The organism is Psychrobacter sp. L7, from assembly GCF_002810365.1.
GTDB lineage: Bacteria > Pseudomonadota > Gammaproteobacteria > Pseudomonadales > Moraxellaceae > Psychrobacter > Psychrobacter celer.
In genome coordinates, this window is the sequence record NZ_NEXR01000010.1 from 387566 (window position 1) to 413219 (window position 25654).

23 protein-coding genes are annotated in these 25654 nt (G+C 47.7%); 10 read left to right on the plus strand and 13 right to left on the minus strand.

Annotation, left to right across the window (positions count from 1 at the left end):
• Positions 1 to 271 precede the first annotated feature (271 nt).
• A complete protein-coding gene (locus tag CAP50_RS11355) occupies positions 272 to 1318 on the plus strand; it encodes a formate/nitrite transporter family protein (protein WP_100750062.1) in 1047 nt (348 codons plus the stop codon).
• Between the two features lie 178 nt (positions 1319 to 1496).
• Here the strand turns inward: CAP50_RS11355 and CAP50_RS11360 are convergent, their stop codons facing one another.
• The 6 genes from CAP50_RS11360 to CAP50_RS11385 all read right to left on the minus strand — a co-directional run bounded on the left by CAP50_RS11360 (position 1497) and on the right by CAP50_RS11385 (position 6588).
• Entirely contained in the window at positions 1497 to 2420 is a 924-nt protein-coding gene (locus tag CAP50_RS11360) for a bile acid:sodium symporter family protein (protein WP_100750105.1), read from the minus strand.
• Between the two features lie 300 nt (positions 2421 to 2720).
• A complete protein-coding gene (locus CAP50_RS11365; RefSeq protein ID WP_100750063.1) occupies positions 2721 to 3194 on the minus strand; it encodes a YbjQ family protein in 474 nt (157 codons plus the stop codon).
• Positions 3195 to 3238: 44 nt separating this feature from the next.
• On the minus strand, positions 3239 to 3685 hold the full coding sequence (locus CAP50_RS11370; protein WP_075100355.1) for a YbjQ family protein: 447 nt from the start codon (positions 3683 to 3685) through the stop codon (positions 3239 to 3241).
• Positions 3686 to 3780: 95 nt separating this feature from the next.
• A complete protein-coding gene (locus tag CAP50_RS11375; protein ID WP_075100354.1) occupies positions 3781 to 4338 on the minus strand; it encodes a YecA/YgfB family protein in 558 nt (185 codons plus the stop codon).
• Positions 4339 to 4602: 264 nt separating this feature from the next.
• Positions 4603 to 4839, minus strand: coding sequence for a PA3496 family putative envelope integrity protein (locus tag CAP50_RS11380; protein ID WP_075100353.1), 237 nt, complete (start codon positions 4837 to 4839; stop codon positions 4603 to 4605).
• Between the two features lie 204 nt (positions 4840 to 5043).
• Positions 5044 to 6588, minus strand: coding sequence for a hypothetical protein (locus CAP50_RS11385; protein ID WP_075100352.1), 1545 nt, complete (start codon positions 6586 to 6588; stop codon positions 5044 to 5046).
• Positions 6589 to 6937: 349 nt separating this feature from the next.
• On the opposite strand from CAP50_RS11385, the gene serB reads away from it, so the two are divergent.
• From serB to hemJ, 6 genes are all read left to right on the plus strand, one after another.
• Entirely contained in the window at positions 6938 to 8134 is a 1197-nt protein-coding gene (serB, locus tag CAP50_RS11390) for a phosphoserine phosphatase SerB (protein WP_075100351.1), read from the plus strand.
• 319 nt (positions 8135 to 8453) lie between these two features.
• Positions 8454 to 9410: a DUF368 domain-containing protein gene (locus CAP50_RS11395; protein WP_100750064.1), complete on the plus strand. Its 957-nt coding sequence runs from the start codon at positions 8454 to 8456 to the stop codon at positions 9408 to 9410.
• Between the two features lie 165 nt (positions 9411 to 9575).
• Positions 9576 to 9968, plus strand: a complete 393-nt coding sequence (gene aciT, locus CAP50_RS11400) for an AciT family ciprofloxacin tolerance protein (RefSeq protein WP_241900754.1) — start codon at positions 9576 to 9578, stop codon at positions 9966 to 9968.
• 148 nt (positions 9969 to 10116) lie between these two features.
• Complete coding sequence (locus CAP50_RS11405) at positions 10117 to 10626, plus strand: SCP2 sterol-binding domain-containing protein (protein WP_227697328.1); 510 nt, start codon at positions 10117 to 10119, stop codon at positions 10624 to 10626.
• Between the two features lie 244 nt (positions 10627 to 10870).
• A complete protein-coding gene (gene bioB / locus CAP50_RS11410) occupies positions 10871 to 12019 on the plus strand; it encodes a biotin synthase BioB (protein WP_100750066.1) in 1149 nt (382 codons plus the stop codon).
• A 152-nt stretch (positions 12020 to 12171) separates the two neighbouring features.
• The gene (gene hemJ, locus CAP50_RS11415) at positions 12172 to 12606 is read left to right on the plus strand and encodes a protoporphyrinogen oxidase HemJ (protein WP_100750067.1); all 435 of its coding nucleotides are present in this window, start codon (positions 12172 to 12174) and stop codon (positions 12604 to 12606) included.
• A gap of 168 nt (positions 12607 to 12774) precedes the next feature.
• Here the strand turns inward: hemJ and CAP50_RS11420 are convergent, their stop codons facing one another.
• The 5 genes from CAP50_RS11420 to CAP50_RS11440 form a co-directional block, all read right to left on the minus strand.
• Entirely contained in the window at positions 12775 to 13551 is a 777-nt protein-coding gene (locus tag CAP50_RS11420; protein ID WP_172953128.1) for a hypothetical protein, read from the minus strand.
• Between the two features lie 220 nt (positions 13552 to 13771).
• Positions 13772 to 14275 carry a hypothetical protein gene (locus CAP50_RS11425; RefSeq protein ID WP_100750068.1) on the minus strand — a complete coding sequence of 168 codons (504 nt, stop codon included), beginning with the start codon at positions 14273 to 14275 and terminating at the stop codon, positions 13772 to 13774.
• A gap of 76 nt (positions 14276 to 14351) precedes the next feature.
• On the minus strand, positions 14352 to 15068 hold the full coding sequence (gene rph, locus CAP50_RS11430; RefSeq protein WP_100750069.1) for a ribonuclease PH: 717 nt from the start codon (positions 15066 to 15068) through the stop codon (positions 14352 to 14354).
• Between the two features lie 203 nt (positions 15069 to 15271).
• Complete coding sequence (locus CAP50_RS11435) at positions 15272 to 17062, minus strand: AMP-binding protein (RefSeq protein WP_100750070.1); 1791 nt, start codon at positions 17060 to 17062, stop codon at positions 15272 to 15274.
• 585 nt (positions 17063 to 17647) lie between these two features.
• Positions 17648 to 19375 carry an AMP-binding protein gene (locus tag CAP50_RS11440; RefSeq protein ID WP_100750071.1) on the minus strand — a complete coding sequence of 576 codons (1728 nt, stop codon included), beginning with the start codon at positions 19373 to 19375 and terminating at the stop codon, positions 17648 to 17650.
• Positions 19376 to 19774: 399 nt separating this feature from the next.
• Between CAP50_RS11440 and CAP50_RS11445 the strand changes: the two genes are divergently transcribed.
• Both CAP50_RS11445 and parC read left to right on the plus strand, forming a co-directional pair.
• A protein-coding gene (locus CAP50_RS11445; protein WP_198411581.1) for an IS5 family transposase occupies positions 19775 to 20526 on the plus strand; the annotation gives its coding sequence in 2 pieces (ribosomal slippage) (positions 19775 to 20003 and positions 20003 to 20526; 753 coding nt in all).
• A 284-nt stretch (positions 20527 to 20810) separates the two neighbouring features.
• Positions 20811 to 23117: a DNA topoisomerase IV subunit A gene (gene parC / locus CAP50_RS11450; protein ID WP_075100343.1), complete on the plus strand. Its 2307-nt coding sequence runs from the start codon at positions 20811 to 20813 to the stop codon at positions 23115 to 23117.
• A 142-nt stretch (positions 23118 to 23259) separates the two neighbouring features.
• Here parC and CAP50_RS11455 read toward each other — a convergent pair whose 3' ends face one another.
• Positions 23260 to 23733, minus strand: a complete 474-nt coding sequence (locus CAP50_RS11455; protein WP_100750072.1) for a BLUF domain-containing protein — start codon at positions 23731 to 23733, stop codon at positions 23260 to 23262.
• 144 nt (positions 23734 to 23877) lie between these two features.
• Entirely contained in the window at positions 23878 to 24483 is a 606-nt protein-coding gene (locus CAP50_RS11460) for a hemerythrin domain-containing protein (protein WP_100750073.1), read from the minus strand.
• Positions 24484 to 24692: 209 nt separating this feature from the next.
• On the opposite strand from CAP50_RS11460, the gene CAP50_RS11465 reads away from it, so the two are divergent.
• A complete protein-coding gene (locus CAP50_RS11465) occupies positions 24693 to 25523 on the plus strand; it encodes an HAD family hydrolase (protein WP_241900755.1) in 831 nt (276 codons plus the stop codon).
• The last annotated feature ends 131 nt before the right edge of the window (positions 25524 to 25654 follow it).

The following is a 25654-nucleotide window of genomic DNA, read 5'->3' on the forward strand; positions in this document are numbered from 1 at the left end:
TGAATGAATTCGGTCAAACAAATAACATGAAACGTAAGCGATGGGATTGATAGAGTGATTTTAACGCAGATGGCCAGATTTTGTTAGATGCTAAGGCAATTTATCGGCTTTGGGGCGCATTCATTAAACAATTAACGAACAGCAATCCCCCCTCTGGCAAATATAATACGTTATAGTCATGCTATAGCATATAACGTCTGTCTATATATTGGCCGTGACCTTCTGCCAGTCGGTAGCGCCCCATCATTGTCCCATAACCAGCGAGTTTACTGTGCCCAAAGATACCGAAAATAACAACGCCTACCAAGCCGACCCATCACGCAATAAGCCTACCGCAAAGGATATCGCGCGCCCTGACAATACGTCAGACAATGACGCCGCCGCAGACCACTACCCGCCAGACGACAGCGAGGTACAAGCGACTAAGACCCTAAAAGATGAAGACCTACCCAAAGAAATCAGCGATGAAGACAAAGAAACCATCAAAAAAGTCGCAGGCGATGACAATCTAAGCCAAGCAAAAAGCTATGCCAGTATCTTGGTGGAGCAAGTAATACATGCCAAAGAAACCTTTGAGCGCTCTTTGGGCTCATTATTTACCAGCGCCTTTACCGCAGGGTTTGAGATTGGCATCAGCTTTTTTATGATTTTATCAGCCTTTGCGCTACTGAGCGCCGTCATACCTAGCGAGTATGCCATCGTCCTCGCCTCCTTGCTGTATCCGGTGGGCTTTATCATCGTTGTCATCGGCCAGTCGCTATTATTTACCGAGCAGACCTCCCTCTTAAGCCTGCCTGTCTTAAACAAAATCGAACCCTTGCACAAGTTGCTAAGGCTATGGGGCATCGTTATCGCAGGCAATATCGTCGGCGGCTGCCTGTTTGCCGCCTTGATGATTGGCCTTGGCCTGAATATGCAGCTGTTTGGCGCCAGTGATATCGATGCTTATGCTGAGCATATTTTGGGGTTTAGATGGTGGGTCATCTTTGGCAGTGCCGTACTGGCAGGCTGGATGATGGGCATTGCGGCATGGCTTGTGACCTCAGCGCGCGATACCATTAGCCGTATTGTCTTGGTAACGCTAATCACCGGTAGTATTGGTTTTTTGGGACTGCATCATAGCATCGTCGGCAACATCGAGATTTTCTCTGCCCTGCTATATGGCAATACCGTCAGTCTGTGGCGCTATTTGCTGTTTTTGATAGTGGTGCTGGCTGGCAATACGGTGGGCGGCGTGGTCTTTGTCGCGATACTAAAAAACCGCGCTTTTTTATTTGAAGTGGAGCGTGTCAAAGAGCAGACCGACGACAAAATATAGTCAGTCCGATATAACATTGGCACACTTTGTGTCATATGCCACTGGTATGTATTTTGCGCAGCATCGAGCAGCATCGAGCAGCATCGAGCAGCATCGACACAGCGCACAAGGAAAATCAACACCCTATAAAACCAATACAAGTCGACACAGGGCGACTCGGATCGCTTTGAGTAGCCAGTTATAAGCGGCGCGCAGCTAAGACGCTCATCTCCACCTCTGAGCGCTTTACCTGACGATATTTAGCGCCAAATACTCTGACCAAGATACCAGCAGTCAAAAACATGATGAGGGTATAAATCGCAGGCGTCATCGACATTTTATAATTGGCCAATAGGGTCAATGCCATAAAGATAGATAACGTGCTGTTTTGTAGGCCGACTTCTAAGGTTACCGACGTTCTTTGTGCCAAGTTTAGGCCAAACCATTTACTGCTATAGTAGCCAAGCGCCATGGTCGAGAGGTTAAGAAGCAACGATACAGGACCTGTCGCGAGTAGCGCCTCGACGAGGATATCACGCTGGACATAGCTTAAAAACACCACCAAAAACGTCAAAAATATCACCCCAAATCTCGACACATAGACCTGAGAGTTATCAGCGATACGCGGCGCATAGCGTTTGATCAGCATACCGAGGCTGATAGGCACGATGGTCAACACCACCAAAGTCAGCACGGTTTTTAGGACAGGTAACTCAAACGCACTACCAGCACCCATAAAGTAAACCAGCGAAAAGCTCAGCACCACAGGAATGCTAAAGACTGTGATGACACTGGCAATCGCCGTCATCGTCACTGACAACGCCACATCGCCTTTGGCCAGATAGGTAAATAAATTGGAAGTGGTGCCTCCTGGGCACAGCACCAGCAGCATGACACCGACGGCGTATTCAGGCTCTAGAGGCATGGTATTGGCCAATGCAAAGCCGATGAGCGGTAATAGCAACAGCTGATTGGTCAAGCCGATACCAACTGCCTTGGGATATGTTAAAACGCGTTTAAAATCATTGGCGACGAGAGTGAGACCCATACCCATCATAATCAAAAACAAACAAATGGGGATGATAACTGAGTTGACTAAGGTGACAATTTCCAGACCTTCCATAACCACATCCTTGTAGATACTACCCGCCCAAAAACCCACACCAGCCGCCCGCAAAGCGTCAGCACCTGTGCTATTGTTTTTGACCAGATATAAGACCCTGCGTGGGCCGGTGTATGACAGCATTCCATGCCATCGTGTCTATACGCCCCCTCATGGAGCGGTATAACAAAGTATATCGTTGTAAAAGCGGCTTTATCTGTTTTATTCAACGACTCATCAGTCAGATGTGGTGGTCAAAGAAAGGAGAGCCAACCTAGGAAGGCAAATCAGGAAGGAAAATAGAGCGCAACAGCAAGACAATTAGGGCGTGTCATCGATACTATGCACCGCTGTGCCATAAGCAATGGCCTCCACCATACTACCGAGCTGGTTGACATTGGTCACCTCAAGGCGTAAACCATAGATGTGATTGTAGCCTTTGGCATGTGCCTGAGTACGCATACGTACGATGGCCTCGCGGCGCGCGCGATCCAGCAGTGTCTCATAAGTGGTTAGGTTTTTGCCAAAGATGCTCAGCACCCGCGCGACGATCATTTTAAAATAATCTTGCGCGATCACGACGCTACCGAGCACCAGCTCACCTTGCGTGTCCGCCGCCAGTTTGGGACGATAAAACCGCTCGCTTGAGACCACGATATGACCCAGCGTTTGCTCAGCTTGGCGTAGCTGCGCTAGATGCTGACGCTCATGACGGGTGCCAAAAAACCACCCCACCACAAACAATATAAGGAGCGGCGCATAGTTGATAAGCATTTGGGTGAATGACTGGTTCATGACACGTCTCTTCTTATAAAAAAGCGGATAGGCTTTTTAGGTGGTTAACCAAAAGGGTTGAAACGTGGTAAGTCATCAGCTGGCACTGCGCTTGGCTGGGTGGGCGCGGCTTGCGGCGGGCGTGATGAATCATCGTGACGATGGGAAGGCTGAGACGCTGGATCCGGCATCGGTACGGCCTTGACCGCCGTACCATAGACAAACAGCTCGGAGGCCCCTTGAGCGATACTAGAGGTCGAAAAGCGCAAGCCCACCACCGCATCTGCGCCCAGTGCTTCGGCCTTGACCACCATACGATCGATTGCCTCTTGGCGCGATTCTTCTAACAGCTCGGTATAGGCGGTCAGCTCGCCGCCGACGATGTTTTTTAGCCCAGCAAACAAGTCTTTGCCGACGTGTTTTGAGCGTACCGTACTGCCATAGACCACATCCAAACGCTCAGTGATCTGATACCCTGGTAGATGCTCAAGATTGGAGAGTTGCAAAGCCATGATATTACCTTATGCATACAAAATAACAGCGGCGACTGTCTGTTAAAACAGTTGCTACTTAAAAAACCGACGCGCGGGACGATCTAGGTACGGTATCAGTCGTTGGTATGAAACAACAAAAACAGCTCGGTCAGATTGCCTTCGATACTATTGGCCATCTGTGCCAGCTTGTCTTCATCACGGCGCATGGCGGCCAGCTCAGGATCTTCATCATCGATACCACTGAGCACAATCATCGGTAGCGTCAATACCGCCACATCCTCGCTGGTTTCTTCATCTTCAAACCAATCACTGGCTTCCTCGCCATACATCGCATCGACAAAACCAATCGACCAAGCGACGATGTCTGACTCATCGGAGAAATCTACCGCCACTTCCTCATCACCAGCGTCTTCGTTGAAAGGCAACTCGATGGGTGTCTCGTTTTTTAGCTCAGCCATGATAGCGGCACGCCAGCGCTTGATACCATCGACGACGTTTTCTGGAATCTCGCTCACATGACCTTCAAAAAATGCATCCAACCAATTAGGCAGCGGGCGACCGATGACGGTAGCGGTCAAAAAACCATGGGCGGCGACACTATCGAGGACGTAGGGGTTTTCTTGGGTGTCTAAGTAGTCTAGTAATTCGTCAAAGCTTAATGGATCACTCATGAGTTAAAATCCTTAAATGAAGGGTGTCAATCGCAAAACGATCGAAGATAGGCATGATGGAGGGGACAAGAAGGTGACTGTTAAAAGTTACGAACCCAAACCGTCATGATAAAAAATAAAAGCAGGCAACGCTAAATCTCGATAGAAAGATAAAGCGCTGCTGTAGAGCGGTCATTAAAAGGCTTTAGTTGACAAACATACGGCGCTAGAGCGACAAACGAATGCTGCTGACAGAAAAAAATACCGGCACTATGACGTAGCCGCTCAGATATCGTCGTCGTCCCAATCATCGTCATCTTCATCGAAATCGTCGAGATCATCGAGATCGTCTTTTAGTTCTCTTGCCAAACGCTTTTCTTCGAGCAAGTTATCGATCAATCGACGCTTTTCGAGGCTACTTAAGCGTGTGCGCACACTTGTCTCAGCCTCTTCTACCATCTTTGCGTCATCATCATCGACAAAGTCATCATCAAAATCGTCGTCAATATCAGCGTCACTCATGACAAACTCCTATCAGTTTTAGCAAAGGTATAAAAAATACATCAATATATATATGCCTTATAAAGTCTCTGTTGAGAGTTGTCAATCCTTTTTGTCAATATGGCATATTTCCCAATCGCGGCCAAACCTCTTTGCCAAGCAGTACTATAGGCAATTGTACAGACTACATCGGTACAAGACAGCGCTCTTGATGAACACCTATGCTTAAGAAGCCTCTTGATTGTCGACCATCAATACCGCATTACGCACATCCGCCAACCGCTGAATCATCGCATCATTGCCCCCATCAAATATCGCACACTCACGCTCATAGACGGTCGTTGGGCGCATGACGCTCTGTACCTGTACATGGTGGCTGATTTGTTTGAGGCCCGCATTGGGCAATAAGATCAGCATTTGCTCTTTTTTGCCGATACCGTGCAGCAGATGCGTCATGGCTTCACTTTGCGCATCATCACTGACACCTGCTTTGGCAGGTAACGCAAAACGCGACAGCTCGATATGCTTATCATGGATGATTTTGTTGAGCATCAAATACAGCTTGCCCAGCATCACGCCTGCCAGCGCCACTTTGGCATGGCTGTTGTCAGCTTTTAGAAGCACGCTAGCCCCTTTATCATCAAAACTTGGCTCATTTATCATGCTGACACCGAGCAGTAGCGGCTGTTTTAGTAGCTCGGTCGTCGCTTGGTTGAGCAGCTGTGTACATAGCGCCAGATATGGTAGGCGCTGGGCGGGCGCTAGACGCTCAAGCATATTAAACTCATCATGAAAGACGATTTGTACCCTGACACTATCAAACGTACGCGTGGCTGATAGGCGTGCGCTGCCACGAGCCGCTTTGCCTATGCTTTGGTCATGGCTTGTTTCTGATGGCCTATCCTCTGTATGATGGGCTGAGTCTGCTTTGGACGTCGCATCAACATCGTCCTTCATACCAGCACTGATATCTGCATTTATATCCGCACTTATATCCAAGTCATGCTCGCTATTAGTCCGAGTATCAGCATCTGCAGACGTTGCGCCTTGCTGCCCTCTGATATAGCTATTGACTGCGCCATGAATGTTTAGCGTACGTACCGCAGCGCTGGCATCGGCGGTGGTTGTATTGTCAACTGTGCTCTGTGTCGCCTCAACGTCTGCGGCGCGGCGGTCGTCCTCATAGCTGCTACGATCATAATCGCGCTCAGAGCCTCGCTGATCGAGCTGCCTAAACTGCTCGCGGTGTAGCTCTGAAATATCACGGCTGATGGCGTTGATTTGCTCTTTGGTCGGGCGTGCAAGATAACCATAAATCAGCCATAGCAATAGATGCAGAAGCAGCATACCAATGACAAACGGCCACTGCATGGCGATAATCTCGCCCTTGCTGATATCTTTTAGCGTCAGCGCCACACTACCGATGACCGCATCGCCTTTGGTAGCGATTTGACGGATGGTATCGCCCTGCTGCATCGGTGCGTTGCCTACTGGTACCAAGATATCATCGTTGTTGTCTTTGATCAAAATACGCGTCACGTCCTGCTCACTGGTGTAGCGATTGGCGATGACACTGAGGCTGACACGGTCTTTGTTTTCTAGCGATAGCCTCGCTTCATCTATCAGTTGTGCGACCATCTGTTCGCCTTTTAACGCACGACTTTTGCTCAACTGCTGATCAGTACTGATGACCAGTAGCAGTGTCTGCAAACAAAAACTAACCAGAAGAATAATGGCAAACAACCCTTGCCGCGGCGCTAAATACGTCATGATATGGTAAACTTTTTTGGATAAATGAAATTAAAAAACGAGACTGTCGCTCATTTTTTGGCTAATTTTAAAAAATCGTCGGTCTTGTCTGTTGTGCTTGCTATCTTACTTACACACAGCTGTGTTTACATACCGCTATCGCTCTTATCACCCAGACCAAGCGGGCGCGCTTATCATAGCTACTATAGCACCATAATAAACCTTATAGCGTTAGCAGTTTTAGAAATTTATGTGGTCAACGCAGCCGTTTTTTGCAGACCATAATACTTTGCGCGCCATCTATAGGCGCTGACCTGTAAAACTGTTATTATTCCTAATCTTATATGAGCATACAAGGGACAATTGAGTCATGCCAAAAAATACCTCTTATTCGTTACCAAAAGACAGCAAAGCATGGCAACAAGCCGTGGATTCTGTTGCATCGCTACTACCCAACAATACGAATTTGCAAGATTTTGACGCATTGCAGTCCCTTCCTGTTTTTGCCCTCATCGTCGTCCTGCCAACTCATGTATCAGCGCTGGACATTCATCAGTATGTACAGTCTTGGGTCGATGAGCAGCCAAACTGGCATTTGGTCACCGTAGCAGAAGACGCCGATGCCAGCTTTGTCAATATCACGGTGTCTGATACCGAGCCTACAGCAGGTGATGCGCAGCGCTTGCCATTTACCCCCGTGCAGGTCTATCGCTATTTGTTGGTGCCTGTGACCGACACCTTGATGCACCCTGCCAAAAAGACGGCAGCCGCCCACATCATCGACGATCAGCTTACCACCCGCTTACGTCACGACTTGACCAAAGCCTATAACAATACAAGCCGTACAGACAGCGGTGAGCAGCTAGATGTGGTTGATTGTCATATCCTCTCCATCGGTCATATGCTGCGTACGCACAAGCTTGCCTGCTTTGATATGGACTCGACGTTGATCGAACAAGAAGTCATCGTCGAGCTGGCCAAAACCGCTGGTATCGGCGAAAAAGTCGAAGCCATCACCGAGGCGGCGATGCGCGGAGAAATCGATTTTGATGAGTCTTTTGCCCAGCGCGTGGCGCTACTCAAAGGCATCTCAACTGATGTCCTTGATGATATCTGCCGTGGTTTGACCTTATCGACAGGCGCGCGCACCACGATCAGTGCGCTCAAAGCACTGGGTTATCATACGGTACTGGTATCAGGGGGCTTTACCTATTTTGCCAACTATATCGCCGAGCAGTTAGGTATCGATGAAGTACACGCCAACGCCTTAGATATCGACGAAGGCGAAGTGACCGGTCATGTGCAGCTCCCTATCGTCAATGGTGCCAAAAAAGCCACCATCGCCGAGCAGACCGCCGAGCGCTTAGGTATTGATATGTCACAAGTGGTCTGTGTCGGCGACGGTGCCAATGACTTACCGATGATGGCCGTTGCTGACTTGGGCGTCGCTTACCGCGCCAAACCCATCGTTCAAGCGCGTGCTGACTCTGCCATCAATGTCACAGGGCTTGAGGGCGCGCTTTATGCCTTGGGTTATCCAGCGCTCGCCCCGACCAAGTCATGGTAAAACACACTATAGCCAATCCCCCATAAAACTGGCCGGCAAGATACTATGTACCACTGAGTACAACGTGCTACTGGTGTTTATTTTGTGCAGCATCTATCGGCGCAGGCACAGCACGCAAAGAAAGTGAATAGCCGTCACGCCGTACCTGTTTTAAAGTGGAGTAACCATGCGCTCACAAAAGCTAGGTTGATACCTTGTCATCGACCTAGCTTTTATGTTTATCTCATTGCGTTTTTTCTTTACTAGCTTTGCTTTACTATTAGCTTTGTTTCACTCGATACTTTACCCCATCACGTATTTTTGTATAAAGGATGTACCCATGACGGCACCTCAATCACCGCGGCCAAGCGAGTCGTCAGTAGCGGATAACCAACCAAAGTCGCTAGCAGCCACTTATATCAAGGGCATGGCGATGGGCGCCGCTGATATTGTCCCTGGCGTCTCTGGCGGCACCATTGCTTTGATTGCCGGCATCTATGAGCGCCTGATCAATGCGCTTGGCAGTATTGGCCCCAGCTTGTGGCAGGTGTTTCGCGCAGAGGGCGGTTTACGAGGTTTGCTTGCGGTCTGGCGACAAGTCGATGCCACGTTTTTGTTGTTTTTGTTGCTGGGTATTGCCAGTAGTTTTGCCACATTGGCAGGTATGATCAAGCACCTTTTAGACCATCAACCGCTACTGATTTGGTCGTTCTTTTTTGGTCTGGTCGTCGCCACGGTATTTTTATTACTGGCAGAGATTAAACGCTGGAATATCGGCCGCATGCTACTGTTTTTGGTAGGGCTTATCAGCGCTGTGGTGATTAGCAGCCTACCAATCATGACTACCACGCCAAGCTTGCCTTATTTGTTTTTTGCAGGGGCAGTGGCTATTTGTGCGATGATATTGCCTGGGGTATCAGGGTCTTTTATTTTGCTGTTATTGGGCGCTTATGACGCTGTGTTAGAAGCGGTCGATACCATGAACCTTAGCATCCTTTTGACCGTGATCGCTGGTATGGCAACGGGGCTGTTGTTATTCACGCGGGCGCTCAAATGGTTACTAGCGCACTATTACCAAGCCACGCTCGCCCTACTGACCGGCTTTATCGCCGGCTCCTTGGTCAAAGTATGGCCGTGGAAGGTCGATGCGTTGGGGACGCACGACAGCGACGCCATTTACAACGTCATGCCATGGCAGTATCCGGCAGGCGCGCAGTGGGCGACCACGATAGGGCTGATGCTACTTGGCGCTGTATTGGTCTCCTTGCTCTCGTGGTGGGGTAATCGCCACGCTTGAGGCCGGTTATCGGCTTTGTGATTGGCGCTTAGCATTTTAAAAAACCAAACGTCAACGGTTGTCGCAAAGTCGCCTCTACCCTCTTTAGCTTTACTCAGCAAGCTTTCATAATAGTCGCATTGTTATAAGAAATTCACCTTATCAATAGCGAGATGAATGATGTTAATGACTGTTTTTTCCTTTATCGGTATAGATAGCTTGAGTGGTACGGCACTGTTTGCGTATGGGCTACTGGCAGGTTTGGTGCTGGCGTTGGCGTTTTCATCACAGCGCTGGCTGCTATGGTATCTGTTTGGCGGTATGGCCTATTGGCTAGCAGTCGAGGCCGTCCAAAGCCTATTGATCAGTCGGCCGGCCCTGCTAGCGCTATCAGAATGGCATAGCTATGTCATCGCCATGGGTATCAGCTGGTTGCCGCTGGCAGGCTGGGTGCTGTATCGAGCCATACGCTACGATGATGTCAGTCAGTCAGTACAGCAGCAGCGCGAGTTGCAAGCCGCGCGCTATATCGAGCATACGCCAGTGTATGACGACGACTATCAGCCGCGTTTTTATTGATGATGGCTAATGTTACAAGATACTAAACGCTCTCTACTTAACTACTAAAGAATTGATAGTATTTGATGGTTTATACTCTAATTATATATTTGTCGCAAAAATTCATATAAAGTACGCTATATTTTTTGTCTTATTCTTTAGGAGTTTTATGATGTTTACGCTACCTGTATTAGATATCAAGTCTGACCCATTAGATGTATTGCTGGCAGTGATTGGCTATCGCCTCTCTATGCTAGCCGATAGTGATAATGAAGACGTACAAAAGCTGCTTGCGGATCGTGATGTGACCATCGAGCTTGCCAGCACTGAGTCTGGTATTGCACGTTATTATCGCTTTGATAATGGTCAGTTTAGTCAGCAAAGTGGCCATGCAACAGAAGCCGATTTGACCATTACTTTTAAAGACTCGATGACGGGCGTAAAGCTGCTAACCAAAGGCGATTTGCCAAGCTTTATGACGGCGGTACAAGAAGGCAACTTAAGTATCGAAGGTGACTACAGCTTGATGATGTGGTTCAATAAACTTGCCAAGCACATCGTGCCTGCCATCCCAGAAGAGTACAAACCTTATATCCAAAAGGCCAAGCCTTATGCTTATAAAGCGCAGCAGTTTGCCAACCATTGGATCGGCGTTGCCAAGCATAAACTGGGTAAGTAATCACCGACTTGCCAAAGTGTCCTTTATAACTCTATAGCCCTTTATAGTTATATATTCCTTTATAATTCTACAAAGGCTAGACTTATCAAGTCGTTGTCATTGGTGTTTTGATGGTATCGATTGTCGGTACGCTTTGGCAGCATTCTGACTTTCTAAAAAGGTTGCGGTATACTATATCGCAGCCTTTTTTATCATATAAAATCATAACCTACCCTCTTCATCGTATTATAAAAGGATTTACCTTATGGCAGGATTGCTTAATATCTCAGAGCCCAGCAGCCAGCAAAACACAAAAAACAACGGCTTGGAGCCTGACTTTTTGACCGACATAAAGACCGAAGCGACGGCGCAGCCCACCTCTCATAGCAGCTATAGCCGTGATGATATCGCGCGGTTGTTTGACTTGCCATTGATGGATTTGCTGATGCAAGCACAGACTGTGCATCGTCAGCATTTTACAGCCAACGAAGTACAGATTAGCACCTTATTGTCTATCAAAACTGGCAACTGCCCTGAAGACTGTGGCTACTGCTCACAATCAGGCCATCACCGCGACACCACCAAACTGCAGGCAGAAAAACGTATCGAAGTCGATAAGGTCATCGCCGCCGCCAAGCGCGCCAAAGCCACGGGTTCGTCGCGCTTTTGTATGGGTGCGGCTTGGAAACACCCAAGCGCCAAAGACATGCCGTATGTGGTCGAGCTGATCAAAGAAGTCAAAGCATTGGGGCTTGAGACCTGCATGACCCTAGGTATGCTAGATGACCAGCAGGCCGCGCAGCTGGCTGATGCAGGGCTTGATTATTACAATCATAATCTAGATACCTCGCGGCGCTATTATGAGCAAGTGGTCAGCACCCGCAGTTATGACGAGCGCCTAGACACTCTCGCTCATGTCCGTAACTCTGGTATCAATGTCTGTAGTGGCAATATCGTAGGGATGGGTGAGAGCCGTGACGACCGTATCGACTGGGTACACGAGCTGCTAAAAATGCCCAAAGCGCCTGAGTCTATTCCGGTCAATCTATTGGTGCCCATTCAAGGTACACCGATCGGTGATAAAGTCTTAGCAGAAGGCCAGCTCTCTGTGCTGGAGTGGGTACGTACCATTGCGGTGACGCGTATCTGTTGTCCGACCAGCTACGTGCGCTTATCTGCTGGCCGCGAGAGCCTCTCTGATGCCGAGCAAGCTTTGGCCTTTATGGCAGGTGCCAACTCGTTTTTTTATGGTGACAAACTATTGACCACAGGTAACGCCAGTCAATCGAGTGACAATAGACTGATGCGTGAGCTCGGTCTCACTGCTCAGTTTGCCGCTCCTCGTGCGCCAAAGCAGGTGCCTGTGCTGGATGCGATGAGTGGGCATCAATCACAGGTCGTGTTGGCACAATAGCCCTTTGTATGCCATTGATTGATAGTCACGTTGGTAGTTGCGTTGACAGTCATATTGGTAATCACACTGTTAGTTGCGCTACTAATGAGCAATATGTGCTAAGCTTGCCGACATGATAGAGCCTACCGGACCAAACAGTAAGAGAGAGGATAATGGCAGAGTATTTTAATTGGATCAAAGCGGCGCATATTATTTCTATGGTTTGCTGGTTTGCTGCGATATTTTATTTACCGCGCTTGTTCGTCTATCATGCGATGAGTGAGGACACCATCAGCCACGAGCGTTTTGCTGTCATGGAGCGCAAGTTGTATCGCGGCATCATGACGCCATCGATGATAGCGACATGGGTATTTGGCTTATGGATGTTGGGACTGGGCTGGGAGGTTTACAAAACCCAAGGCTGGCTACATGCCAAGCTACTGCTGGTGGTACTGCTCTCAGCCTACCACGGTGCTTGCGGTTTTTATCGCAAAAAGCTGATCGACAACCCACATTACAAAACCCATAAGTTTTGGCGCTGGTTTAATGAGATACCTGTTTTTGCCTTGATATTTATCGTGATTTTGGTGGTGGTCAAACCGTTTTAAAGAGTGCGACACGAGCTAGACTTATCAAACCAAAACGCCCGTCATCTCTTTAGATAACGGGCGTTTTTTATAAATCTTGCAAGGTTGCTGTACCTACGCCGCTTGCTGCTGCGCAAAACTCATCTTCGTCTCGCTGTAGTGTTTTGATCCTGAGCCTATTTATCACGCTTAAACACTTGGGCGCATGATTTGATAGACATTGCTCAAATCGTACACGCGATAACGCGCAGGCTCTCGGCGGTTTTCGCCTGCATAGCTGAGAATCAGTGCTTGCTTGGCACGCTCATCTACCCAGCCGACAAACAAGCCACTATGCTCGACGCCATTGTAGCCGTGATTGATATAATACAGCCAGTCACCTGCTTCTATTTGACTGCTATGAGCATAAGGCCCTTGGCGGTATGTGCCTTTATGTACTGTATCGCGCGTCACCCCTGCTCGCTTAAACACCGCATCTAAATAATCCCAGCAGCCGCCTTGAATGATTGTACGCTCATTGAGCGCCATTTTACGTGCTGTACTAATGACTTCACGCGCCGCCATACTGCTTTGGCGCTCTGCGCTGCTCAGTATCGGTAAATACTCACTATCGATATTGTCATAGCTACCAGACAAAAATGCGGGCAGCACAGATGGCGCTTGATAGGCGCGCTCAGGATAGCGATATGCCGTGCTCCCCACTGGCGCGGTAACTGCCGTGTCGGCGCGATAGCTATCGGCGCGCTGAATACGAGAGCGCGTACTGATCTTAGCAGAAGGGACGGCTGAGTATGATGAGTTATAACGGGCGCTCAGATCTGACTGAGCTGATTTTTGCGCGATAAGCGCACTCATACTATCGGCATGAGAGGATGTCATGCCACCTACAAGCAGCAATAACACGCTACATGACGCTGTAATCGGCGACGATACAGACAGTGACATAGACGATGACAAACGCGACATGACTGACTCCTTGTCAAAGGTACCATTGACAACAAAAAAGCAAAATACCAGTTTTCAGTCTTACTTATAAACCATTTGGGCATAAATCTGCAAGCACTATAGTTCATTCACTATAAACACGATACCAGGTAACTGGTATGAGCGTATCGATTTTATTTCGAATTGACTATAGTGTCGCTTAAAGAAAGGAAATAAGGTTTAAAAAAGGTAGATAGAAAAACTAAGAGGGAGGCGGGTTGTCATTCATCTTAATATTGACATGGCGTTTGCCAAATGTCTGGCCTTGTAATATCGCTTGGGCGGCTTTGGCCTCTTGCACACTCTCAAAGCCGCTGATCTGGCACTTACAGCTACCATCGACATCCGTGATCTGTAGCTGCTCACCCATCAGTGTGACATTATCATTAGCGATAAGGGTGATGTGTTGACGCTTGCCTTGATGGTCATGCACCAGCTCACCACTACGCACCCACAGCACACCACTACTGATATTTTTGCTCACAGCTTGTCTTTGCTGCTGGCGTTTTTTATTAAAAATAAAACTACCAACGATGAGCAAAGCCAGCGCGCCAATAGCAAGGCGCTCAGGAAACAGACTCATGGCCATCGCGACCGCCACGGCACCCACGAGCAAGGCGGTGCCAAACCAAAACATACCATTGTCAGCCGCTGGCGCTTGATTTTGCAAGGTGATTTTGGCGCCGTCATCGGTCAGCTTGAGCATGTATCGTTACCTATTGCCGAGTATTTACTGCAAAATTAATGCGTTGTTAGAGGACGATAAGACCAAAAAATGTCGCTTACCAGCCCAGCGCCGTCTGCTGCATGGTAATGAGCTCCGCAATGCCTTTTTCGGCCAGCGCTAGCATATCGTCTGCTTGGGCGCGAGTAAATGGCTTTTCTTCAGCAGTGCCTTGTAGCTCAATGAACTCACCCTTTTGGGTCATGACGACGTTTAAATCGGTATCACAGCTGGCGTCTTCTTCGTAATTGAGGTCCAAGTACGCTTTGCCATCTTTCATACCTACAGAGACCGCCGCCACCAGGCCAATCAATGGATCGGCTTTGAGCTTTTTGGTTTTTTGTAGGCTCTCTAACGCATCGATAAGCGCGATGGCCGCTCCTGTGATACTGGCGGTGCGCGTACCACCATCAGCTTGTAGTACATCACAATCAAGGTAAATGGTGTTTTCACCAAGCTTGCTAAGATCAATCATAGCACGCAGGCTACGACCGATGAGGCGCTGAATCTCTTGCGTACGACCTGACTGCTTACCGCGCGCCGCTTCGCGTTGGTTACGGGTATTGGTCGCACGTGGCAACATACCGTATTCGGCCGTGATCCACCCTTTACCCTTACCCTTTAGCCAGCGCGGTACGCCAGACTCAACACTAGCGGTACACAGGACTTTGGTATCGCCAAAGCTGACTAACACGGAGCCTTCAGCATGCTTAGTATAATGGCGCTCAAAGCTGATCGAGCGAAGTTGGTCAAGCTCACGATTGTCAATACGCATAAAAATTCCTAGTACTTGTTTTAAAGCAGTGTTGTAAAATAAGTGTTGTCAATAAAAGGTAGCACGCGCAAAGCGGCATGAACCACAAACTCTCAGCCAGCCAATGTCTGAGCCGATGCCCGTATGACGATATCCTAACGTGGCAGCGGCGCAATAGCAAGATTCACTCCAGCCATTACGCCGCTGCAAAAAAGACGCTGGTGTTATTCTAGACCTTCCATCTTACGCAATTCTTTACGCAAAATCTTACCGACGTTTGACTTTGGTAATTCATCGACAAACTGTATATGACGCGGACGCTTATAGCCTGTCAGTTGCTTTTTACCAAAATCAAGCAACTCTTGCTCGGTAACCTCGCCTTTTTTGACCACAAACAGCTTAGGCTCTTCGCCGCGCTGCTCGTTTGGCACACCAATAGCGCCGCACTCCACCACGGCTGGATGCTCGCTCATGGCTTCTTCGATTTCATTTGGATAGACATTAAACCCTGACACCAAAATCATGTCTTTTTTGCGATCAACGATTTTGATAAAGCCTTTTTCGTCCATGATACCGATGTCGCCTGTTTTTAGGTATCCATTGCTGGTAAAGGTCTCGGCGGTTTCTTTTGGACGGTTTTGATAGCCGATCATCACCTGTGGACCTTTGACACAAATCTCGCCGCGATCGCCTAATGCCACTTCGTTTTCGTCCTCATCGATGAGTATCACATCGGTGCTCGAGGCTGGAATACCAATCTTGCCAGTAAACTCAGAGATGGTCATTGGATTAAAGGCCACCACAGGCGAGGTCTCAGACAGACCATAGCCTTCAACGATAGGCAATCCTGTGATTTTATGCCACTCTTTTGCCACGCTTGGCAACACCGACATCCCGCCGCCGATAGAGGCTTTTAGATTAGAAAAGTCCAAGTCGGCAAAGCTTTCTTTGTGTACCAAACCATTAAACAAGGTATTGACCGCTGGGATAAACGAGGGCTTGTATTTGCCCATCTCTTTAATCAAACCATCCAAATCGCGTGGGTTTGGAATCAGCAGCCCTGCATAGCCTTGATACATGCCGTACATACCGCAGACCATAAAGGAGAAGACATGATACAGCGGTAGTGCTGTCAAGATGACATCATTGGCATCGACATCATCGTCAAAGGCACTATTCATCAAAGCGCTGATCTGTAGCATATTGGCGACTAGGTTGCCGTGAGAGAGCATGGCGCCCTTGGCCACGCCTGTGGTACCGCCGGTATACTGGAGCAGCGCCACATCGCTAAGGTTCATATCTGGACGCTGGTACTTACTGGCTGATACAGCGTTTAGCGCTTGTTTAAAACTCACACTGTCTGGCAAGCTATAGGCTGGAATCATTTTTTTGACATGGCGAGCCACAAGATTGACCACCGCGCCTTTGAGCGTGCCCAGCATATCGCCGATTTTGCACAAGATCACATGCTCAACCTGACCTTTGTCTTCGGCATCTTGATAAGTCTTAGCAAAGTTTTCGACGATAAACAGCGCTTTGGCACCGCTATCATGCAGCTGATGCGACAGCTCGCGGCTGGTATAGAGGGGATTGACATTGACCAGCACCATCCCTGCGCGAATGATACCCAAGGCCACGACAGGATACTGCAAGATATTGGGCATCATCACCCCAACTTTATCACCCTTGACCAGTCCTAGTGACTGCAAGTAGCTGGCGATTTGGCGACTGTACAAATCCAATTGCTTAAAGCTAACAGAAGCACCCATGCAGATATAGGCAGGCTTTTGCCCATAACGACTAAAATTACGCTCAAACACATCAAGTAAAGAGGTATTGTCCTCTGGCATATCGATAGTTGCTGCGATGCCATAACGCTCATAAGCACTCAACCACGGACTGTCGCTGTCTATCGTCGGCATATCGGGAAAGGCGTTGTCTTGATATGCCTGCCTAGCGGTATGGCCCGTGGCAGCTTGATCCTCTGTCGTCTCTTTATTGATACTGTCGGTCATAATTTTCCCTAAATGTTGCCGTTAAAAACATAAAATAATCAAAAGCGCGTCATCATTTCTCGCCCTTTAGCCATGCATCGATTAAAAGCAATACATCGATTAAAAGCAGTGCATCGATTCAATGAAAGACATGCCCCAATAAAGCACCCTTATCTATCGCAGCAAATCTGTGGCTACAAAAGCTTATGAATAAAAAAACAAGGCAACACCATTGGGTTTATCATTCATAAGCTTTGCAAGTCACAAAGCCATACCACGTCATCGATAAGTGGCACCATGCCTTAGCCACACGCTAAGGTATACCTTACTGTCATTATGATGGTTTTGCCAAACCGCTCAAGCCAAACCAACAGATATATACAAAAATAGGTCGGTGGGCACTATAGCAGTTTTATGCAAAATTCTCTATCTGTGGCGATGATGTTGTACAGACAAAAATAGCAGAAAAGACAAAAAATGATAAAGCAGCAATCAGCGGCCTTATCATTTTTGTGTACGATGACATCTCGAGCAAAACCACTCAGACTATAGAGTCCTAGCCCTAGTGAGTCATGAATAGCTGATCAGCTCGGCTTAAGCAAGAGCCTAACCGTGGTTTTTCTCTTCAAGCTCTCGCAAGTCTTTGCGTAAGATTTTACCCACGTTTGACTTTGGTAGCTCGTCGATAAACTCTACGTAACGCGGACGCTTATAACCCGTTAGATTCTCTTTGCCATACGCGATGACTTCTTCTTCTGTCAAGCTGTCATCACTACGTACCACATAAATCTTTGGCACCTCACCGCTTTTTTCATCATCGATACCGATGACACCGCACTCTAAGATTTTTGGATGACCTGACATGGCGTCCTCTACTTCGTTTGGATAAACGTTGAAGCCTGACACCAAGATCATGTCTTTTTTGCGATCGACAATCTTAAAGTAGCCTTCTTCATCCATCACACCGATGTCACCGGTACGGAAATAACCATCCGCCGTCATCACCTCGCTCGTGGCATCATCGCGTTTCCAGTATCCTTTCATCACCTGCGGCCCGCGCACACTAATCTCTCCGCGCTCACCAATCTCAACCTCATTACCCGCCTCATCCAAGATGGCCATATCTGTGGCTGGCATTGGCAGACCGATGTTGCCTGAGAACTCGCCTGTCCCTTGTGGGTTTGCTGAGGCAACAGGCGAGGTCTCTGATAGACCATAGCCCTGTACAATGATATTGCCCGTGATTTGCTGCCATTTTGCCGCTGTATCCTTTAGCACAGCCATACCACCGCCCATCGACATCTCAAGCTTGCTATGATCGAGCGCTTTGAATACTTCACTATTGGCAAGCGCATTAAACAAGGTATTTACCGCTGGGAAAAACGCAGGTGGATAATCTTTGTAGGCTTTGATTAAGCTTGCGCCATCGCGCGGGTTGGGTACCAATAGCCCAATACAGCCGCGATAGAGGCCGTACATACCACAAACGGTAAATGAGAAAATATGATATAGCGGTAGTGCCGTCATAATCACTGGCTGCTCATTCATTTTTTCAAACTTATCAAAAGCATCGCCTAAGTACGTGTCACACTGAATCAAGTTGGCAACCAAGTTGCCGTGCGTGAGCATCGCGCCTTTGGCCACGCCTGTGGTACCACCGGTATACTGTAGTACCGCGACATCATCCAAACCGATGTCATTGGGGCGCTGATAGCTGGCCGCCGAAAAGCGATTAAGCGCTTTTTTGAATTTGACGCTACCATTGATATGATAGGCTGGCACCATTTTTTTGACATGGCGCACCACCGTATTGACGATGAAGCCTTTCAGCGGGCTCATCAAGTCGCCCATCGATGTCACCACCACATGATCGACCATCTCCTTGCCGATATCTTCGTAGGTTTTTGCAAAGTTTTCTAACAAAATCAGCGCCTTGGCATCAGAATCTTCTAATTGATGGGCAAGCTCTTTGGTGGTATAAAGTGGGTTGACATTGACCAGCGTCAGACCTGCCCGCAGTACGCCCAAGACAGCAACGGGCAGCTGCAGGATGTTTGGCATCATTACCGCGACTTTATCGCCTTTTTTTAGGCCGAGGGACTGTAGGTAGGCGGCGACCTGCTTACTATAACGGTCTAATTCTTCGTACGAGAGTTTGACATCCATACAGACAAACGCGGTTTTGCCAGCGTGTTTGATGAAGTTTTGCTCAAGTATCTCAAGCAACGAGGTGTCAGCGGGCGGCATATCGATATCGTACTGCATGCCAAGTTTTTCGTAAGTTTTGACCCATACTTTGTCGTTACGACGAATCAAGTTACCGTGATTTTCCATAATCTTTTCTCTCCTAGTAATAGTACGCTACCGTCCACTCATACAAATCACAGCGTGACAAACACACAAAGTCTCAAAGCACTGGCAAACCATGGTGATGGCTGTCAGGCACCGACCTTGCTGTATGGTGACAAGCAAACCCTATAGCAGTAAATAGCCCTTTGTTCATTAACATACACACTTTATAAAGACTACTCAATACAAAAGATTGCTACTTGCGTTCGCAAAGCTACTTGACGCTCATTAATACCATTATTATCAATCAGTTAAGCAATAAATGACTCGCCATTTCATAGATTTTCATTTTCTTATTTATTGCTAGGGCGTGTCCCTAATCTGGAAAAGCAAGTATAAAGCCTTTAAAATAAAGAGACTATTTACCACATGGCTCTCTAAATTATGGCAAGAACAGTGCTCAATGATAATACATGGGAACAACTCCAAAGTACCATGAAAGCTCATGGCTGTCATACTTGGAAAAACGACAGACAAGTCATGGAAGCCATATTGTGGAAACTTCGTACAGGAGCCCCATGGCGTGATATACCGAGTGAGCTATGTCCATGGAAAACCGCCTATAATCGATTTAACAGGTTGTCAAAAAAAGGCTTATGGGAGCAATTTTTTTTGACCTACGAGCAAGTATTGATGAAGAATGGGTATTCGCAGACGGAAGCTACATCCGCTGTCATCAGCATTCAAGCGGCGCCAGACGAGGAGAACTTCGAGCCACTGGAAAATCTCGAGGTGGAACAACCACCAAGATACATCTCGCCGTCGACTCGCATGGAAACCCGATTGATTTTAAAATCACTGGGGGTGACGTCCACGACAGCCAAGCGGTAGATGACATCATAGAGATGTTAACGGATGCGACCTACTTCATTGCTGATAAAGCTTATGATTCTGAAACCATTAGAAACAGGCTAAAGCAAGACAACATAAGCCCTGTCATCCCTAAAAGAAGAAATGCTAAACAACCAGATGTAGCGTTTGATCATTATTTATATAAGCTACGACACTTAGTTGAAAACACGTTTGCAAGGCTAAAGCAGTTCCGTAGTATTGCGACTCGATACGAGAAATTGGCTCGTAATTATAAGTCTATGCTGTATCTAGCTTGTACTATGATTCATTGCAAACTGAATTAGGGACACGCCCTAGACAAATTTCTACTTTTATACCAAAAATCCTCACTGACGCAGTTATTGCTAAAGCGTGGCGAAAACGCTGGCTTTTATGGCATGTGAAGCGAGTTGTGTTATTTTACCTTGCTTGCCTGAACAGGCACGTCACACCTTGTCGTCTATTCTGAGTTATCTCTTTTTAATTTTGCCGATATCCTTTACGATAGCACTATCTTATTTTGGCGCTGATGCGCATTATTCACACCTATTACCTATACCTATTAAAACTGATAAGTGAACCTTACTTTATGTCCGATGTTATTGACCATACCGTCCCTGCCGCCCCTTCTCATGAGCCGATGGACACCCGCTCGGTAGCGGAGTTCACCGAGCAGGCTTATCTCAACTACGCCATGTACGTCATCATGGATCGGGCGCTGCCAAATATCGCCGATGGTCTAAAGCCCGTCCAGCGCCGTATCGTCTATGCCATGAGTGAGCTTGGCCTAAAATCCTCTGCTAAAGCCAAAAAGTCTGCCCGTACCGTCGGTGATGTACTGGGTAAATACCACCCACATGGCGACAGTGCTTGTTATGAGGCTATGGTACTCATGGCGCAGCCGTTTAGCTATCGCTATCCGCTGATCACCGGTCAAGGCAACTGGGGCAGCCCTGATGATCCCAAATCCTTTGCCGCCATGCGCTATACCGAGGCCAAAATGTCTGCCTATGCCAACACCTTGCTGGCAGAGCTCGGCCAAGGCACGGTCGATTGGCAAGATAACTTTGATGGTACCTTACAAGAGCCTATCACCCTGCCTGCGCGCCTGCCCAATATCTTGTTAAACGGCACGACAGGGATCGCCGTCGGTATGGCCACCGACATCCCGCCGCACAACCTAAATGAAGTGGTACGCGCCGCCATTCGCTTACTAAAAAATCCTGAGCTATCGGTAAAGCAGCTCACCCAGTCGATACCTGCGCCTGACTTGCCCACGCCAGCTGAGATCATCACCAGCAAAAAAGACTTGCAGGCCATGTACGAAAGCGGCCGCGGCAGCTATAAAATGCGCGCGACCTACCATATCGACCCCAAAGAAAAAAACCTCGTCATCATCGATGCGCTGCCCTATCAAGTCTCAGGCAACAAAGTGCAAGAGCAAATCGCCAAACTCATGCTGGACAAAAAACTGCCATGGGTGACCGACATCCATGACGAGTCTGACCACGAAAACGCCTGCCGTATCGTGCTTGAGCTACGCTCTACCCGCGTCGATGTCGAGCGCGTGATGAGTCACCTGTTTGCCAGTACTGACCTTGAGAGTAATTATCGCGTCAATATGAATATGATTGGCCTAAACGGTAAACCGCAGGTCAAAAACCTCAAAGACATCCTTGAAGAGTGGCTCATTTGTCGCCGCTCGGTGGTCACGCGGCGCTTGCAGTATCGCCTCGATAAAATCGATAAACGCTTACATATCTTGGCAGGGTTGCTGATCGCTTATCTACATATCGATGAGGTCATTCGTATCATCCGCGAGGAAGACGAGCCAAAGTCAGCATTGATGGAAGGTTATGATCTGACCGACATCCAAGCCAATGCCATCTTGGACATACGTTTGCGTCAGCTGGCAAGGCTTGAAGAGATTGAGCTGCGCCGCGAGCAAGATGCACTAGACGCTGAGCGCGCCACCATTCAAGAGCACTTGGACAACCCAGACAGTCTGACCAATCTGATGATTGAAGAGCTGAACGCCGATATGAAAGAACACGGCAACGAGCGCATGTCACCACTAGCAGAGCGCGAAGAAGCGCAGGCGCTAAAAGAGTCGGATCTGGTACCAAGCGAGCCTATCACCGCGATACTCTCAAAAGCAGGCTGGATTCGCGCTGCGAAAGGTCATGACGTCGATGCCGCTGGTATGAGCTATCGCTCAGGAGACAGCTATCAAGCGCACGCACGCGGTAAGTCCAACGAGAGAATCTACGTACTCGATAGCACAGGGCGTAGCTATAGTGTCGACGCGCATAGCCTAGCCTCAGCGCGTGGTCAAGGCGATCCGCTGACCAGCGTACTCAAGCCGCCAGCAGGTGCCAGCTTCGAGCAGCTAATAACTGGTCGCGACGATCAGCGTATCATCCTCGCCAGCTCTAACGGCTATGGCTTTATCAATACCCTTGGCAACCTCGATAGCAATCAAAAAGCCGGTAAAAAAATCATCAATCTAGCGGCCGATAGTCGTCTGCTTCCTGTCGTGCGTATCGATGCGCCAGCAGAAGTGACGGTTCATGTTGACGGTGCAAGCAGCAACGAAAACGTGGCACCTGACCATGTCGCTGTGATAACCAATGCAGGGTATTTATTGGTATTTGCCCTTGATGGCTTGCCCGAGCAAGCACGTGGTAAAGGTAATAAGCTGATTAAACTAAAAGACGGTGAAGAAGTGCTTGCTATCACGCCGCTAAGCTTGCGAGACAGCCTAGTCATTACTGCGGGCAAACGTCATGTGACACTAAAACCCAATGATTTGGCCAACTATACAGGCACTCGTGGTAATCGCGGCGGTCAGTTGCCAAGGGGCTTTCAGAATGTGAGTTCGGTTGCGATTGGGTAATCATGGCGATACTTTGTGCTCTAGGCTCTAATAGGCACAGCCCTCCATAGTGTTAATAAAAAGCCGTCTATACACAAGGTGTAGACGGCTTTTTTATGCACGCTAAAACAAATGGTCAGTATAGTGAAAAGACACTACTCGGCTAAAACTTGCTAAAGTTGCTATCTCCAAACACTGCTGTCAAGAAGCTTTCAATCTGAGTGCTTGTCATCAGATAGGGATTATAGTCAGAACCTGCTGAGAAGCTTTTTAGAGCATAATCTTCATCTTCAGCGTTTGAGGTGAGATGCTTGACTAAAAACCCATTCCATTGACGCGACTCTATTTCATAGATATTCACAATATTAGGGGAAATGACTGAGTGTTTATCAAGTATTTTTTCTAAGGCAGTATTGATAGCAGGCCTTGTCCCCTGAAAGCTTTGCACAAAATAACCTTCGCTAATGACCAAAGCTGAAACTATACGATTATCTTCAAAATATCTTCGCCAATACTCAAGTGCACGAGTCAGCTCCACGCCCGAATCTAGGCCGATGTTTTTGGCGACGTATGTCATGTTAATAAGAATATGCTCGCCATTTCTTTTTTTACTTTCTGAGGTATAGTTTGTCGTCATCGGTATAAGAAACCTTATTTATTTGAAATACTTATCTAAACTAAAACACACTTTATTATAATACATAATAAAATATTTTTTAGGTTTTAATCGACTTTCTTTTACTTGTTATGATTTTTTAGAGTTATAGATAGCATTTCATCTTTAGCCCTGTCGCAACCCCAAAATAGGAATAACCAAGTCTTCCTCATCACTCAGATGCTGCGAGAGTAAATTGGTTGCGTCCACCAAGGTTTGATGCAACTGCCCTGCCAATGCTTTATCCTCAACCTCAGTTCTCGCCAGCGTATCGTTTTGCAGCTGCAGCTTATCGAGTAGCGCATCCAAGCGCACATGGTCGCGCCCCAATATCTCAAACCCTGCCTGTAGCTGCGGGTACATCCGAATAAATTCAGGGAAAAACCCCTCGTCCTCCACGCCATGATGCTGATGCAGCTTGAGGATATGCATATTGATACGTTTGAGTAGCTGCGAGCGATATTTTGCCCAGTCGTACTCACCAGATTGATAACCCTCACTTATCTGTGTCAAGATACGCTGGCGTTTGCGTATGTTAGTATGTACCTTTAGCCAGCCCGATGTCTTATAGGCATAATCTGCGCCAAACCATTGATCAGGCGGTAACTTATTGAATAAAAATAACCACTCCGCCTCTAGCCGACTCTCAGGATGACGCGGTGATGGAGCAAACAAATCATCGTCTAATGCTTGTGGACTAGCCTTATTATCGCTTGTGGTAGAGAAGGTCATGCAGGTGTCCTTAGGTCGTGGCTTTGGCTGATGACTGGCGCTGATAACGCTCACTCAAACGTATTACCAAGCACTTATATATTTGCTATTTTATTAAAAATAACTGCAATTACAATAGATAATATTTAGATTTTATATAGCCCGTGCCCCACTCTGACCCATTAACTCAAAAGACTTACACGGTTGTTTTTTAAACATAAAGGATGCTCATGTTTATTGTAGATAAGGCTGCGACAGCCAGTATGAACCATACATTGCCTGTGCCAAAAGTGATATTTTTTGATATCGACGATACGCTAAGCCGCAACGGTATTATTGCAGCGCACAACAAGGCTACCCTTGAGGCGCTTGCCCAAACCGGCATTAAGCTGGTGATTTCTACAGGGCGCTCTAAAGCGATATTGCCGGCTGATATTTTGGCCTTGCTCGAGGCAGAGGTTTTAGACGCCATTATCTGTATGAACGGACAGTACAGCTTTGATAATCAGGGCTTAATCAGTCACTATCCGTTGTCTGCTGAGCAGGCGGACAAAATAGTGCAGTTATGCCAAACCAGTCAGCTGATTCATAAGTTTGACTCAGCGACTCATATCGCTTGGTCGGGGGAAAATGAGCGTCTGCGTGAATTCAATGCCAAAACCCCCAACTCCATCGTCGATCCCCTCTACTATCTATCAAACCCTGTTTATCAGTGCTCGGTGTTTTTTAACAATCAATTCGATAAAATGCAGGACATCAATTTTGCACAGGACGATTTAAAGCTAGTACATTGGCATCAAATTGGTGCGGATATTTTGCCTGCCAACGCCTCAAAAGCCCGTGGCATCCTAGACGTTTGTGACTATTACGGCGTAAATGCCAGTGAGTGTATGGCGTTCGGCGATGGTATGAATGATTTGGAGATGTTTGATTTGGTCGGCTATGCAGTCGCAATGGGCGATGCCCAGCCTGCGCTAATCGAGCGCGCAGATTTTGTCACAGGTACCATTGAAGAACATGGGATTCAAAAGGTGCTTGAGCAATTTAAGGTGGCGTCATAAATAGAATATAGTGAGTTCAGTATAAAAACGATACAGTGGGACTGGGATAAATTTTTCGCAGCCTCTGTCGGCGCAGGCACAGCACGCAAGGAAAATTTATACCAGTTCCACGTTGACATATAACGTATCTG

Coding starts and splice junctions, on each gene's coding strand:
- parC (WP_075100343.1), top strand. CDS start 20,811: ATGTCCGATGTTATTGACCATACCGTCCCTGCCGCCCCTTCTCATGAG.
- CAP50_RS11455 (WP_100750072.1), bottom strand. CDS start 23,733: ATGACGACAAACTATACCTCAGAAAGTAAAAAAAGAAATGGCGAGCAT.
- CAP50_RS11365 (WP_100750063.1), bottom strand. CDS start 3,194: ATGAACCAGTCATTCACCCAAATGCTTATCAACTATGCGCCGCTCCTT.
- bioB (WP_100750066.1), top strand. CDS start 10,871: ATGGCAGGATTGCTTAATATCTCAGAGCCCAGCAGCCAGCAAAACACA.
- aciT (WP_241900754.1), top strand. CDS start 9,576: ATGACTGTTTTTTCCTTTATCGGTATAGATAGCTTGAGTGGTACGGCA.
- CAP50_RS11380 (WP_075100353.1), bottom strand. CDS start 4,839: ATGAGTGACGCTGATATTGACGACGATTTTGATGATGACTTTGTCGAT.
- CAP50_RS11385 (WP_075100352.1), bottom strand. CDS start 6,588: ATGACGTATTTAGCGCCGCGGCAAGGGTTGTTTGCCATTATTCTTCTG.
- CAP50_RS11370 (WP_075100355.1), bottom strand. CDS start 3,685: ATGGCTTTGCAACTCTCCAATCTTGAGCATCTACCAGGGTATCAGATC.
- CAP50_RS11360 (WP_100750105.1), bottom strand. CDS start 2,420: ATGGAAGGTCTGGAAATTGTCACCTTAGTCAACTCAGTTATCATCCCC.
- rph (WP_100750069.1), bottom strand. CDS start 15,068: ATGCGTATTGACAATCGTGAGCTTGACCAACTTCGCTCGATCAGCTTT.
- CAP50_RS11405 (WP_227697328.1), top strand. CDS start 10,117: ATGATGTTTACGCTACCTGTATTAGATATCAAGTCTGACCCATTAGAT.
- CAP50_RS11375 (WP_075100354.1), bottom strand. CDS start 4,338: ATGAGTGATCCATTAAGCTTTGACGAATTACTAGACTACTTAGACACC.
- CAP50_RS11420 (WP_172953128.1), bottom strand. CDS start 13,551: ATGTCGCGTTTGTCATCGTCTATGTCACTGTCTGTATCGTCGCCGATT.
- CAP50_RS11460 (WP_100750073.1), bottom strand. CDS start 24,483: ATGACCTTCTCTACCACAAGCGATAATAAGGCTAGTCCACAAGCATTA.
- CAP50_RS11435 (WP_100750070.1), bottom strand. CDS start 17,062: ATGACCGACAGTATCAATAAAGAGACGACAGAGGATCAAGCTGCCACG.
- CAP50_RS11440 (WP_100750071.1), bottom strand. CDS start 19,375: ATGGAAAATCACGGTAACTTGATTCGTCGTAACGACAAAGTATGGGTC.
- hemJ (WP_100750067.1), top strand. CDS start 12,172: ATGGCAGAGTATTTTAATTGGATCAAAGCGGCGCATATTATTTCTATG.
- serB (WP_075100351.1), top strand. CDS start 6,938: ATGCCAAAAAATACCTCTTATTCGTTACCAAAAGACAGCAAAGCATGG.
- CAP50_RS11425 (WP_100750068.1), bottom strand. CDS start 14,275: ATGCTCAAGCTGACCGATGACGGCGCCAAAATCACCTTGCAAAATCAA.
- CAP50_RS11465 (WP_241900755.1), top strand. CDS start 24,693: ATGTTTATTGTAGATAAGGCTGCGACAGCCAGTATGAACCATACATTG.
- CAP50_RS11395 (WP_100750064.1), top strand. CDS start 8,454: ATGACGGCACCTCAATCACCGCGGCCAAGCGAGTCGTCAGTAGCGGAT.